Origin of the sequence: Rivularia sp. PCC 7116, assembly GCF_000316665.1 — a bacterium.
In the GTDB taxonomy this organism is placed as follows: Bacteria; Cyanobacteriota; Cyanobacteriia; order Cyanobacteriales; family Nostocaceae; genus Rivularia.
Genome location: NC_019678.1, coordinates 3,613,165 through 3,626,995, shown reverse-complemented (window position 1 = coordinate 3,626,995; position 13,831 = coordinate 3,613,165). Strand labels below are relative to the sequence as shown.

The 13,831-nt window shown below is 38.3% G+C and carries 11 protein-coding genes; 10 read left to right on the top strand and 1 reads right to left on the bottom strand.

Going from position 1 to position 13,831, the window contains the following annotated elements:
- The first annotated feature begins 192 nt into the window (after positions 1–192).
- A complete protein-coding gene (pgmB, locus tag RIV7116_RS14210; RefSeq protein WP_015118985.1) occupies positions 193–3,072 on the top strand; it encodes a beta-phosphoglucomutase in 2,880 nt (959 codons plus the stop codon).
- A gap of 52 nt (positions 3,073–3,124) precedes the next feature.
- Here pgmB and RIV7116_RS35800 read toward each other — a convergent pair whose 3' ends face one another.
- Entirely contained in the window at positions 3,125–3,274 is a 150-nt protein-coding gene (locus RIV7116_RS35800) for a hypothetical protein (RefSeq protein ID WP_015118984.1), read from the bottom strand.
- A 163-nt stretch (positions 3,275–3,437) separates the two neighbouring features.
- On the opposite strand from RIV7116_RS35800, the gene RIV7116_RS14205 reads away from it, so the two are divergent.
- The 9 genes from RIV7116_RS14205 to RIV7116_RS14165 all read left to right on the top strand — a co-directional run bounded on the left by RIV7116_RS14205 (position 3,438) and on the right by RIV7116_RS14165 (position 13,828).
- Positions 3,438–3,740, top strand: a complete 303-nt coding sequence (locus tag RIV7116_RS14205) for a DUF1778 domain-containing protein (RefSeq protein ID WP_015118983.1) — start codon at positions 3,438–3,440, stop codon at positions 3,738–3,740.
- Positions 3,724–4,233 (top strand): GNAT family N-acetyltransferase, encoded by a 510-nt coding sequence (locus tag RIV7116_RS14200; RefSeq protein WP_015118982.1) that lies wholly within the window; start codon positions 3,724–3,726, stop codon positions 4,231–4,233. Before RIV7116_RS14205 ends, RIV7116_RS14200 begins: the two co-directional genes overlap by 17 nt.
- Positions 4,234–4,323: 90 nt before the next feature.
- Positions 4,324–4,695: a helix-turn-helix transcriptional regulator gene (locus RIV7116_RS14195; RefSeq protein WP_198287590.1), complete on the top strand. Its 372-nt coding sequence runs from the start codon at positions 4,324–4,326 to the stop codon at positions 4,693–4,695.
- Between the two features lie 683 nt (positions 4,696–5,378).
- On the top strand, positions 5,379–6,032 hold the full coding sequence (locus RIV7116_RS14190) for a TetR/AcrR family transcriptional regulator (RefSeq protein ID WP_015118980.1): 654 nt from the start codon (positions 5,379–5,381) through the stop codon (positions 6,030–6,032).
- Between the two features lie 5 nt (positions 6,033–6,037).
- Positions 6,038–6,895 carry a bile acid:sodium symporter gene (locus RIV7116_RS14185; RefSeq protein ID WP_015118979.1) on the top strand — a complete coding sequence of 286 codons (858 nt, stop codon included), beginning with the start codon at positions 6,038–6,040 and terminating at the stop codon, positions 6,893–6,895.
- 168 nt (positions 6,896–7,063) lie between these two features.
- Entirely contained in the window at positions 7,064–7,780 is a 717-nt protein-coding gene (locus tag RIV7116_RS14180; RefSeq protein ID WP_015118978.1) for a Coq4 family protein, read from the top strand.
- Positions 7,781–7,903: 123 nt separating this feature from the next.
- Positions 7,904–8,554, top strand: a complete 651-nt coding sequence (locus tag RIV7116_RS14175; RefSeq protein ID WP_015118977.1) for a hypothetical protein — start codon at positions 7,904–7,906, stop codon at positions 8,552–8,554.
- Positions 8,555–8,847: 293 nt separating this feature from the next.
- Positions 8,848–10,428: a biotin/lipoyl-binding protein gene (locus RIV7116_RS14170; protein WP_015118976.1), complete on the top strand. Its 1,581-nt coding sequence runs from the start codon at positions 8,848–8,850 to the stop codon at positions 10,426–10,428.
- Positions 10,429–10,636: 208 nt separating this feature from the next.
- The gene (locus RIV7116_RS14165; protein ID WP_015118975.1) at positions 10,637–13,828 is read left to right on the top strand and encodes an efflux RND transporter permease subunit; all 3,192 of its coding nucleotides are present in this window, start codon (positions 10,637–10,639) and stop codon (positions 13,826–13,828) included.
- Positions 13,829–13,831 lie beyond the last annotated feature (3 nt).

Here is a 13,831-nt window from a genome sequence, read left to right as displayed (position 1 = left end):
CTTAAATAGAGGCTCAACAAACTATCAGAGCCTTTTTTTTCTAAAAGTCAGTTTATTTCTTAATCTATTTTTAGTAAAAAATTAATCAATTTAAAATTCATGCATCAACATAAACACATATAAATTTATAGATATTATTACTTTAGTCAGTGTATAAATTATTTAACAATATAGTTAATATCATTAATATCAATGGATGAATTTAATTTAGACCCCCATTTACTCTACTCAGATTGGATTCTCACAGAAACCGAATTTGAACCCAAACAACTTAACTACAAAGAAACTGTTTTTGCTATCGGTAACGGTTATTTAGGTACAAGAGGAAGTTTTGAAGAAGGATTACCCGGTACCGAAGCTGCTACTTTTATTAATGGTTTATATGATGATGTTCCGATTTACTATACCGAACTCGTTAATTGTCCTAACTGGCTGCCGTTGTATATTATTATTGATGACGAAGAATTTCGTTTAGATAAAGGAGAAATTCTCAGCTATCAGCGTCAATTAGATTTAAAGCATGGTGTTCTTAGTCGTAAAATCAGTTGGTGCAGTCCGAATGGTAAAACAATTGACCTTTACTTTGAACGGTTTACCAGTCAGTCCGAACAACATGTTTTAGCACTACGGATTCAACTAACACCAATTGATTTTGATGGCAAAATTGGGATTAGAGCAAGTATTGATGGGAATCCGGAAAATCATGAGGGATTCAATCACTGGTTAATTCTAAACCAAGGTTATAGCTCGGCTATGACTTGGTTGCAGGCTCGCACTAGAAGTTCTCGCACTCAATTGGGAATGGCGTTTAAGCTGGAAATATCGGGGACTAAAGCCGAATATCGAGATATTCAATCTCCGGGTTTTCCAAGTGTAGAAGCAAAATTTGAGACGAAAGCAGGGGAAACTATTACTGTTGATAAATTAGTTACGGTTTTTACTTCACGAGAGGTTGAAAACCCAATTCAAGCTGCTCGTGATAAGTTGCAGGAACTTCCAAGCTATGAAGAATTGCGGAAAAATCATCAAAAAGCTTGGCAAGAAATATGGGATTGCTGCGACATAGTAATTGAAGGAAGCACTCAAGCTCAATTAGCTATACGGTACAATTTATTTCAACTATTAATTTGCGCTCCTCATGATGAGAGAGTTAGTATTCCTGCCAAAACCTTATCTGGCTTTGGATATCGCGGTCATATATTTTGGGATACAGAATTTTTCATTCTACCTTTTTTCGTATTTACCCAACCGAAAATTGCTCGCAATTTACTTACCTATCGCTACCATACCCTTGAAGGTGCGCGACGCAAAGCAAAATATTACGGCTATCGAGGTGCAATGTATGCTTGGGAAAGTGCTGCAACTGGGGATGAAGTAACTCCGAGATGGGCACCACCAGAGAATTTTTACGAAGAAGATATCCGTATTTGGGTTCGCGACAGAGAAATTCACATTAGTGCAGATATAGCCATTGCTGCTTGGTTTTACTGGCAAGTTACTTGTGATGATGAATGGATGCACGATTTTGGTGCAGAAATTATTCTTGATACTGCTTTATTCTGGAGTAGTCGCGTTCACCTTAACGTTAAACGGGAATGCTATGAAATTCTTGACGTAATCGGACCGGATGAGTATCACGAACATGATGTGAATAACAATGCTTTCACTAATCGCATGGTGCAATGGCATTTAGAAAAAGCCCTTAATGTCTACAATTGGCTTAATAGTAAATTTCCCCAAAAAGCTGCTCAGTTAGAAGAAAAACTACAACTAACTCCAAAGCGACGCTGGCGTTGGCAAGATATTGCTGAAAATATCTTTATTCCTTACAATCAGGAAACCGGACTTATCGAGCAGTTTGAGGGATTCTTCCAATTAGAAGATGTTAATCTTGAAGATTACGAACCTCGAACCTGTTCGATGCCATCTTTGTTAGGTCTTACCGAAGTTAACAAGCGGCAGATTCTCAAGCAGCCTGATGTTTTAATGTTGCTGTATGTAATGGGGAGAACTGCCGAAACTGATTATGGTAAAGAAATTCTCCTCAAAAATTGGGATTATTACGCACCCCGTACTGACATTACTTACGGTTCTTCTCTTGGTCCAGCAATTCATGGAATTGTCGCAGCAACTCTTGGTAAAACGGCAGAAGCTTACGAATATTTTAGATTATCAGCATTTGCAGATTTAGAAAATAGACGCGATAATGCCGAATCGGGAATTCATGCTGCATCTTGCGGTAATATTTGGCAAGCTGTAATTTTCGGTTATGCAGGTATCCAATTTACCGAAAATGGACCGATAGCAAAACCAAATTTACCTCCTACTTGGAAACGTCTGCAATTCAAACTTTATTGGCGGAATAATTGGTATTCTTTTGACCTTAAACCGGAAATTAGCAATATGAAAACAGAAATTAAAGGTTTTATTTTTGACCTGGATGGAGTACTTACAGACACCGCAGAATTTCACTACCAAGCTTGGCAGAAACTAGCTGACGAAGAAAATATTCCTTTCAACCGTGAAGCGAACGAAGAATTACGTGGTGTTTCTCGAAGAGATTCTTTGTTAAAAATAATCGGTGAAAGGAAATATTCGGAATCGCAAATTCAAGAGATGATGGAGCGTAAAAACCGCTATTACGTCGAATCTATCGAGCAAATAACATCTTATTATTTATTACCCGGTGCTGGAAGTTTAATTTCAGAATTGCGCGAACAAGGAATTAAAATTGCTCTTGGTTCTGCAAGCAAGAATGCTCGTGCAGTCATCGAAAAACTCGGAATTGCCGATAAATTTGATGTAATCGCCGATGGTAACAGCGTTCAACGCTCTAAACCAGCACCAGACTTATTTCTTTATGCAGCTAGTGAATTAGGATTAGAACCAGCCCAATGTGTTGTGGTAGAAGATGCAACTTCTGGAATCGAAGCAGCTCTTGGGGCAGGAATGTTAACTATAGGAATCGGTTCAGTAGAAAGGGTTGGTGCTGCAAAAATTGTTTTATCAAGTTTGCAGGGTGTAACTCTGGGAGATATTCTTTCTAAATTAGGTTGTTCGATTCCTGGGTAAGTTAATATTAATTATAAAAAATAAAGATTCGTAGTTAGGACTTTAGCCTTAACTACCCTTCTTGTACTACTTGCTTGTGCCAAATTGTAGCATTATCAAGAAATTGTCCATCTTCATACCAACCGTGAGATTGCAAATAATTCCTCAGTTGTAATGGTTCTATATTTTTGATGATTTGGGCATCTTCTACTGTAATTTTCATGGTTAACGTATCAATTCATCATTAAAAATGTGGCAAGATAACATTCATAAAATCACTATCACCGCGAGCTAGACGGTTATGCTCGTAACAGATAAAAATCTACTTATACAAATACGGCAATTTGCCGTATATAATATAAAAGTTAGTTATTTACATATAATCTATGAGCAACACTAACGTTCCGAAATCAATGGCTCGTTTAGAGGCTCGCGTGAATCCAGAAATCAAAGCTTTATGGCAGAAAGCCGCTGATTTACAAGGAGTAACCTTAACGGATTTCGTCATAGCCAGCGTTCAAGCAGCTGCGTATAAAGTTATCGAACAGCAACAAACTTTAAAATTGAGTACAGAGGATGCAGAAGCTTTTGTTGAAGCAATTTTAAATCCACCCAAGCCCTCGGATGCTTTGCGAGAAGCAACTTCACGTTACAAGCAAGTAATGGAAAACAATGGCATTAACGATTGAATTGCTTGATAAAAAGAGGCATAACCGTTCGGCGTTTATTAGCGGAAATGATAGTTTAGACAATTATATTCGTAAAGGCGCATCTCAGGAGCTTAAGAAAAAAGTTTCTACAGTTTTTGTATTAATTGATTCCCCGAACATTGATATTATTGCTTACTACACGCTTTCTTCCTATACAGTGGATGTTTCTAATTTAAATGAAGACTTTGCAAAAACTGTACCGCGTTATCCTTTACTTCCCGCTACTTTACTAGGTCGTCTTGCTGTCTCGCAGAGTCATCAAGGTAAAGGTATCGGTGAGTTGGTTTTAATTGATGCTCTTAAAAGGATTTTAGATGCTACCTCGCAGGTTGCATCGCTAGCTGTTGTAGTAGAAGCAATAAATGAGAATGCAGTCATATTTTACCAAAAATATGGTTTTGAGCAGTTTAAACAGTACCCCACTAAACTCTATTTACCCACCAAATTAATAGCTGAAAACTTCGGGGATTAACACAGTTTTAATTTTAAAACTTACTCATCATCATTTAAAAATGTTTCTGACTCAAATATCTCTTGTTAATTAGTTAATATTCCCATCAAGTTGAATTCCAAATGTTTCCTTAAACCTTCTCGACGAGCTAAATTGATTGCCCAAGCAGAGCAAGAAATGTTATCCAGCTTTGAAAAACCTCTCACCTTAAAACAACTAGCTCAAAAATTAGGGTCTAGCAGTTCTGCTTTATCCTATGGTTTTAAGGAGTTATTTGGCATGAGTCCCATGCGCTATCTCAAGGTACGAAGACTCAATGCACTGCGACAACGCCTGAAGGCAAGCTATCCGGAAGATTGTACTATAACTATGCTTGCTAATCAATTTGGGTTCTGGAGTGCAGGTAATTTTGCTAGAGATTGCAAAGACATGTTTGGGGAGTTACCTTCACAATTGCGAAATACCAGGGCTATTTCATTCTAAAAAGTTGCTTAAGCCTGTCTATGCTAATCGAGCAGATGTCCATCTACCAAAATCATACCCATATTCTGCCGGTTCTTTATCAATTATTTCTAATAACAAATCCTCATATTCTTTAGTCGCTTTGCGTTCGCGTAGCGCGGCTCAAATTACCTTCTCTTCTTCCATCTAACAAACTGTCTAAGGAGTAACCGTAAAAAAAAATACCAGCCAGTTAGTTTTGGGTTTATTTGGGCTTGATTTTTGTTTAAGTACCGTTAGAAATTCCCGGAATTGTTCGTCCCTACGTTCTAGATTCTTATACCAATTCTGTATGAGGCTGCGCTTAATCGCCCTCAGCCTGGAAGGCTGGGGCTACTGAAACTAAGCCCGCCTACGCGGGCTAAATTAGGCGCATCTTTATAAAGAAATGGTATTACCGGAATAGTTATGCTTTGGTGATGGAAGATTTTGGAGCTGACTTTTCACAGTAAGTCCTTAACCAACGAAGCCACGTTACTTTTTCTACATAGCGAACAAAAAGCTAAGATTCGAGAAAACGTTAAGATAGCCTTTTCCACATCTTGCTGATTTGTCAGGATTTTGGAGGAGTTTGACTGCGTGAATATAGACAAACTCGAAGTTTTACTGTAAGGTATGACTTATCAGTCATGTGACTGAATAGTCACATCATTGGCAACTAAATTATGCCGTCCCAAACCTTCTTCAATTTGCCTCAAATGAAACGACAGAACATCACAAATGCGGCAATCGCTGAGTTCACCAACCATAGTTATGAATCAGCCTCGATTTCTGCTATTGTGAATCGGGCAAAAATTGCCAAAGGTAGTTTCTATCAATATTTTAAAGATAAGCAAGACCTCTACCTTTATCTAGTCGATAGGGCATTAGAAGCCAGGAACGCATTCATTGCTGAGGCAAATTTACCAAGTGTCCAATCTGGCTTTTTTGTTTTTTTGCGAGCATTATTTCAAACAATTTTAGAGTTTCAATTAGCAAATCCAGATTGGAGTCAAATTCTATTTCGAGGACCTCATTATGGTGATGTTCCGTTTAGAAAAGAAGTTTTTAAACGGACGAAGGCTGACATAATTATACTTATTAAAAAAAATATACAAGAGGCGATTGCTCAGGGGCAACTTAAAGCCGATCTTAATCCTGATTTTGCTGCCTTTATGATTGTAACTTTGAGCAGTCAACTCAGATACTTTATTCCCTTCTATCTAGGAATTAATGTTGAACGGCTAGTGAAAGACAGTCCTAATCCACCTCTAGATGCCATCAGAAAAATTATAGATGACTGTATTCAAATTTTAGAGCAGGGGATGGGAGGTAATTAATAATCATGCTTAATGCCTTACCAATATCGACAAAAATAGTCGTCTTTCTATTTCTTTTTACGTTTCTGTTTTCAGTAGCCTTAGAAGAATCCAAAGCCGAACTTATTACTAGCCTCAAATCAGGCTTGATGGCAAAATCCCTATTGATTAACTTTATTTTGCTACCGCTCACAGGCATAATTCTGACTTGGATATTTCATCTGTCGGCAGAAATATCTAGCGGTTTTCTGACCGTTGCATCTGCCCCTGGAGGTTTATTATCATTGCATTTTGCACGGGTTGCTAAGGGAAATTTGAGGTATGCGATTGGATTGGTTTTTTTGTTGTCAATTCTTTCGATTATTATTACTCCCTTGTTGATTCACTTGATTTTCCCTGGCATTGTTGTAATAAATTTACCTATTTTCTCTGTAATAGGTATTCTTTCTCTATTAGTTCTTCCTCCCCTTCTTTTAGGACAGATAGTTCGATATTATCTGAGAGGAATTACACCCATACTGCAAAAGATAGCTTCTTTTTCCTCAATTGCTTTATTCATTACCTTTACAATTTTGACTTCGACACTGAGGGATTTGGATGCTGAAATTCTGGCTTGGAATGGTATAGCAGCAATTATCGCATTTATTTTGGCTGCTTGGAGTATAAGTTGGTGGCTGAGCGGGGCAGATATCGGAAGCCGTAAAGTTCTAGCGATTGGCACGAGTATGAGAAATATTGCGATATGTTCTGCGCTCTCAAGTATGGGTGTATTAGGTCCCAAAGCCGAGGTGGTCATCATCGGATTCAATGCAATTTCTACTCCGATGAATTTAGTCTTTGCAATCGCTATCAGTCGAATTAATAAAAGCTCGAAGGGTAGCTGAATTAAATCACTTATCTCTTAATAATTATCATTCAAAAAATTCTCAAGCTATGTCACATAATATTCGGGCAGGATAAGCAAGACTTACTAAAACCAATAAATTGACCTCAAAATAATCACTGCTAAATTGCTCAATATTTTTTATCTATTTACAACTTAGGAAAAACTCATGATACAACAATTTGAAGACCTCTTCCGCACGGTTCGTAACCTACACTCTGTTACTGATTTGCTCAAATCGATGGGTGAAAAAACGGGCAATATACTTGACATTGAAGATAACTTTCGGGGTAGCAGTCAGATGAAGGCTTGTGTCGAACGGGTAAAAGCAATTCCCGAAGCCAATGCCTTGATGGAAGCCCGTTATCTTGGTCCCGAATTCGATTTAGAAGCCTTATCCAAACTTCCGGAAGGTACACTCGGACATACCTATGCTACTGTGATAAAAACTTTAGGCTTCGATGCCAATGCTTATCTCAAACGCGCGCGTGCGATAGAAACTGATGAAGATTGGGTGATAATGCGTCTGAGAAAAACTCATGATATAGTCCATCTCCTTACTGGATTTGGTCCTACGGGTGGCGAATTGGGAGTCTTGTCAATTCAAACAGTTCAGATAGGCTATCCAATGTGTGTAACAATGCAGGTTTCTAGTCTTGGTTTAGCTTTCAAACGTCAACCTGAAAGGCTGCCTGAGTTGACCGACCAGACAGCTAGAGGCATGGCAATGGGATTGGAAATGAAGCCAGTGATTGCTCAGCGTTTTGAAGATGGCTGGGATAAGCCTGTGCAGCAATGGCGCAAAGAATTGAATATTTCCAATCCAGTAATTGATGAACCTTACAGCTTAAAAAATCGCCTACCTGGTCTAGATTTAGCTTGGTAGAATCACGCTCTGAAATCTTAGATAGATAATCTTAGCAGTGCCCCACCGGGTGCTGCTCCCTCCATGAGTTAGATTCTCAACTTACTTGCATTATTCAGCTACATTAATAAAAGGAGACTTATAATGCTTAAAAGACTTACACAGGTCATTGTTACAAGTTTAGCGGTGGGTTATTCTGTGGCTGTATTTGCTCAAACAGAGGATAATTCGAGTCAAAAAACAACGGTCGATTCCTATGTATTATGTGCAAAATCCCCTTTGAACTCTGTTTGTCAACCTTACCATGTCAATCCAGTTGCCTTGAAAGACCGACCTGGGGAGGAAGTTTTAGGTTGCCGATTCAAGGTTGGAGAGACTGAAATCAAAGGTCCTTGTAAATATTTGATTGAATCCAAAAATCTTGTAGCTTACATCGAAGAAGGTTCAGAATTGGAGTCTTTGGAAGGTGAAAAGCCCACACGTCCTGTTAGTGTCTCAACTAACAAAATTGCTAAGTTATTCTATGAAGAAGACACAATGAAAAATCGACCAAAACTCCTTAGTTTTGTTGCTCCTCCTGCTGTCCGTATTGCAGGTCGAGCCTTGAGGAAACCAAAGAAAGTTTCTATTATTTCAGTCGTATTTCCAATAATAAAAAACACCACCCAAAAGCGACCACAACCAGCTCCAGCTATTTTAACCCTAGTTACTAAACGGAAAGCAGGTAGCACCGTGAGGTCTGAGTTAGAGAATACCACAGGACTTCCGTCAGAGGCTCCTCCTGCTGAACGGTGATATTTTTTAGTACTCAGTCTGAATGCTAGGAAGTATCAATAATTAATTAGGATTTGATTAAAAAGTTTGAATGATTGAGCAGAAGATCGGCTTTGTTGCTTTGACAACTATTTTTAACAAATAATTATCAGTGATGATGCTTGATTACATTTTTATATATTTTGGCGAAATTTTATAATAGTCTAAATATATTATGTATAGTTGTTTGGTAAGCTTAGCTATCAAATTGAGCATATTATTTGATAAATAGTTTTATGAATAAACAAAATACTTAATCTGATGGGGAGTGAAAAATGAATCAGGACACTAATGATAAACCTTCTCCACCGCAGCAAAGTAAAGAAGATACCAATCTAGATATTGAAAAACAAGAATCTAAAGATTTTATTAATGATGAAACTGAATTAGTTAACGGCGACACTGAGGCAAATACTTCTCCTAAACAGAAAAGACCAATGTGGATGTATCTAATTTTGGGAGTTGGTATTTTTGCATTAGTTAGTGTATTACTTCGGCAATTACGGAATAGTCCGCAGGAAGCGCCAACTCAAGCTGCCGAACCTGCACGCTTAAGCGTCAGAGCAACAGAAGTTAAAATTAAGCCTCTACAAAAATTTGTATTTGGCGACGGTTATGTTTCAGCAGTACGAGGAAAACACTTAACTTTTGAAACTTCCGGAACGATTACTTACATCAAAAAAGTCAAAGGTCGGAATTTGCGAGAAGGGGATTTTGTTAAAGCAGGTGAATTACTAGCAAAAGTTGACGACCGCAAACTCAGAGCAGAATTAGCCCAAGCACAAGCCAAAACAGCTGAAGCCGAAACCCAAAGAGTTGCAGCACAAGCTAGCGTATCCCAAGCCAATGCTTCTATAGAGCAAGCTAAAGCGGATGTAATTAGAGCTAAAGCTGATTTAGAAGCGGCTGAGGATGCTTATAGATTAGCGGCATCAGAATTAAAACGCTATGAAAAACTATTTGCACAAGGAGCTATCTCAATTTCAGAAGTTGATGTGCGTAGAAATGCAGCTAAAGAGGCTTCAGCAAAAGTAAAGGCTGCTCAAGCTCAGATAACTGCTGCTGAAAGTCAAGTCAAATCTTCTCAAGGTCAACTAGAATCAGCAAAATCTCAACTAGCATCCACAGGAGCCACCATCGCTTCAGCTCGTGCTGGACAAAACCGTTCTAATGTGAACTTAGAAGATACAGTAATTCAAGCACCTTTTAATGGAATTGTGGCTCACATGAATATCCGTGAAGGTGACTATTGGACAACCCAAAGGTTACAAGTCTCTGGGGATTATCAAAATGCAGTTGATTCGGTACCAATAATTTTGATAGATCCCAAAGCATACGAAGTTAGATTGAGATTACCAGCTTTTGATGGAGCTTTGGTGCGACCGGGTCAATCAGCTTATGTGGTATTAGACAAGGATATGAGTGCAGCTTCCACCAGAGGAATGTCACAAGAAACTCTTATTCGTTTAGCTAGAGCTAGAGGTAGAGTATTTTCTGTGAGTCCTTCTGTGTCTCCTGGAGAACGAGCGGTAGACATAACCGCTCGTTTAGACGGAGGAGGAATAAAAAATGTACGGGATGGGGAAAGAGTTTCGGTATGGTTAGCAGTTGAAAGAAATCCCAACGCGATTGCAGTTCCTCCCAGTGCTATTGTTTTCCGGGATCAAAAATCCTATGTTTTTGTTGTGGACAAAGAAAAGCAAATAGTTAAATTACGTCCTGTAGAAAGAGGAATTCGCGGAATTTCCCTAACTGAAATTAAAACGGGTCTTAGTTCTGGGGAATTAGTAGTTACTCAGGGACGCAATCGTTTGGTTGATGGGACACCTGTGAAAGTTGTGGAAAGTAATGAGTAATAAGTAATAAGTAATAAGTAATAAGTAATAAGTAATAAGTAATGAGTAATAAGTAATGAGTAAGGGACACAATATTATAAATACTAAAAATTCCAAATTCTAAATTACAAATTACAAATCCCAAATTCTAAATCCCAAATTCTAAATCCCAAATTACAAATTCTAAATTCCTCGCTCCTCAATCCAAAATCCAAAATCCAAAATTCCTATGACTTCTGAACCACTTCCGCTTCACGAACATAATGAGAATCATCATGATGTACCTGATGTTAATAGTGCTTCTGGTTTAACAAAATTCTTTTTTCTAAAAACTGTTTTTGGTATTCTGCTGATAATTTTGTTGGTGTTTGGTGGGTTAATGGCTTACCAATCGATGGTTAAAGAAGCCGATCCAGATATCAAAATTGCTAGAGCAATGATTACTACTACCTGGGGAGGAGCAGACCCCGAAACTATTGAATCTCAAGTTACTGACAAGATTGAAACAGAACTTAAATCTCTCAAAGGATTGAAAAAAGTTGAAAGTTCTTCTTTTAATGGTGTTTCTAAAATTAGTGTGGAGTTTGTCGCTAATGCAGATGTCACGGAATCAATACAGTTATTACGTCAAAAGGTAGATGACGCAGAACCAGAAATTAATCCCGATGCAGATAAACCGAAAATTAACCAAGTATCTGTTCAAGATGTTCCCATTCTCACTATTGCTCTTTACGGTAAATTAGATCCTCCAGTTTTAAGTAGAGCCGCAGAAGATATTCAAGACAAATTAGAAAAAGTTGCCGGGGTGCGGGAAGTCAATTTAGCAGGGCAACGGCAAGAAGTTGTTCACGTACAACTTATACCAAGTCGTCTCAGTGCTTTAGAAATTTCTCCCACAACTGTCGCTAACCGCATTCAAACTGCAAATAGGGATATGCCTTGGGACCAAATTGAAAATTCCCAAATTGGTTCTCAGGTGCGTTTATTTGGTAGGTTCCGGACTCTAGAAGATTTACGTAGCTTACCTATAGCTCGTTTGGGTGGCAACGAAGGTAGGGTGGTACGTTTAGATGAAGTAGCCCAAATACGTCGGGATTTGGAACGGGAAAAAACTCGTGCTTTTATTAGTTGGCAAGGTTCTGAGTTTGAACCGGTAGTTAATTTAGATATCGTTAAAGTACCTGGTTCTGACACGATTAATGTCGTTAATAATGCTTTAAAAGAGTTGGAATCTCTGAAAAAAGACCCAAATACTTGGCCCCATAGTATGGGTTATCGGGTCACTTCTAGGGATGATGAAACTATTCTCAAAGACCAAAATGATTTGATTATTAATGTTGTTCAGGCGGTAATTTGTGTTTTTATCATCTTATTAGTAGCCCTAACTTGGAGAGAAGCTCTAATTGCTGGATTATCAATTCCCCTAACTTTCTTAGGTGCGATATTTATCCTCTGGTTAGCCGGACAAACCCTCAACAGCATGATTTTATATGGAATGGTATTAGCACTGGGTTTGTTAGTGGATGTGTTTATATTGATGATGGAGGGAATGCATGATGGGTTATTTGTTGAAGGCTTAAGTTTTGACCAAGCTGCTTTAAAAACAGTTAAAACCTATGCAGGACCAGCTTTTTCCGGTCAAATGACAACCATTTTAGCAATGGCTCCTTTAATGGTAATTAGCGGTACTATGGGTAAATTTGTCCGCTTAATGCCCATTACAGCAATTATTTGTTTGTTGTTGAGTTATGCGATCGCACTTTTAGTAGATATACCATTATCACGGTTTCTTTTAGGAAATGTCAGAGGAGGAGCGAAAAAAACCCGTATTGATAAGTTCACAGAATGGTTTTCTGAGAAATTTAACCGTTGGAGTCTGAATTTTACAGTACGCAATAAAGCCACTGCCGCAGCTTGGATTGCTGGTAGTTTAGCACTATTTATTTGTGCTTTGTTTGCGGTGGCGCAATTACCGGGAAATCTATTCCCTGACAATGACAGACGCAATCTGAGTATTAATGTAGAATTACCACCTACAGCAACTTTAAATCAGTCCCAAGAAGTAGCAGATTATTTGGGAGAAACTTTACGCTCTAAAGATTATTTTGAAAGTGTCACTAAATTAGTTGGACAAAAAAGTACTTTAGTTCAAGAAAGTGGGATGAAACCCACTCAAGATAATTATTTACTGGGTTTTTCCACGGTATTTACTAAACAAGAGAAACGTAAATTACCGTCCTATGAATATATTAATCAGCTACGTATCGAATTAAATCAAGCATTACGTCGTTATCCTGGTGCTTCCGTAGTCTTTAATACTCCCGGTACTGGGGATAGTGGAGACCCGATTGAGATTGAACTTAAAGGGAAAGATATGTCGAAACTCCGACAAATTTCTGGGGAAGTTCAATTAGCATTGCGACAAATAGAAGGTACTCAAGATGTCCGCGACGGTTTGGGGGATATGCGTTCTGATGTTAAACTCAAACCCCGAAGGGAAGCAATGAACTTTTATGGGATTACTCAAGATGATTTAGCATTACAAGGACGCTATATCTTGACCGATAACGATATCGGTGATTATCCTATAGGTGGTGGTGAAGATGATTTAGAAATTCGTATTTCCACAGCTTTTCCTTCCCGTCAAGGTGCTGTAGGAGGTCCGACTCGTAGAGATGAATTAGCGACAATTAGATTATTTTCTCCCGAAAAAGGAGCAATACCAGGAAGGTCAGTACTTGATATTGAAGAAGGTGTAGCTCCCCTATCAATTACCCATACGGATACAGAGCGCACCGTTACTGTATATTCTAAGGTTGATGGTCGAACATCTGGTGAAATTTTGGCTGACTTGGAACCAAAGTTAGAACAGATGAAGCAAAAATGGGATGCTGGTTACGATTACAAATTTTCTGGAGATGCAGAAACTGAAGGTGAAACCTTTGGTTCTGCAATTCAAATGTCCTATGTTGCATTATTTTTAGTTTTCTCAGTACTAGTATTGCAATTTGGTTCCTTCACCCAACCTTTGATTATTATGCTCACCATACCTTTCGCTTTCATTGGTACTTTTGGTGGTTTCTCATTATTTAAAATGTCTCTTTCATTCCCCGCAATAATTGGCATTATTTCCCTGGTAGGAATCGTAGTAAACGATGCCATTGTCATGGTAGAAACCATGAATAAACATCGGGAAAATGGGATGAAAATTAGACAAGCAGCAGCTAGGGGAGCATCAGATAGGGTTCGACCAATATTAACTACAAGTATCACTACTATTGTTGGTTTAATTCCCCTAGCAATTAGCGACCCAGTATGGTTTCCTTTATGTATGGCGATTATTTTTGGTTTGTTTGCATCAACTTTAATTGCATTATTAGTAATTCCTTGTTTGTATTTGCAGTTGACGAGAAAGACTTAGATT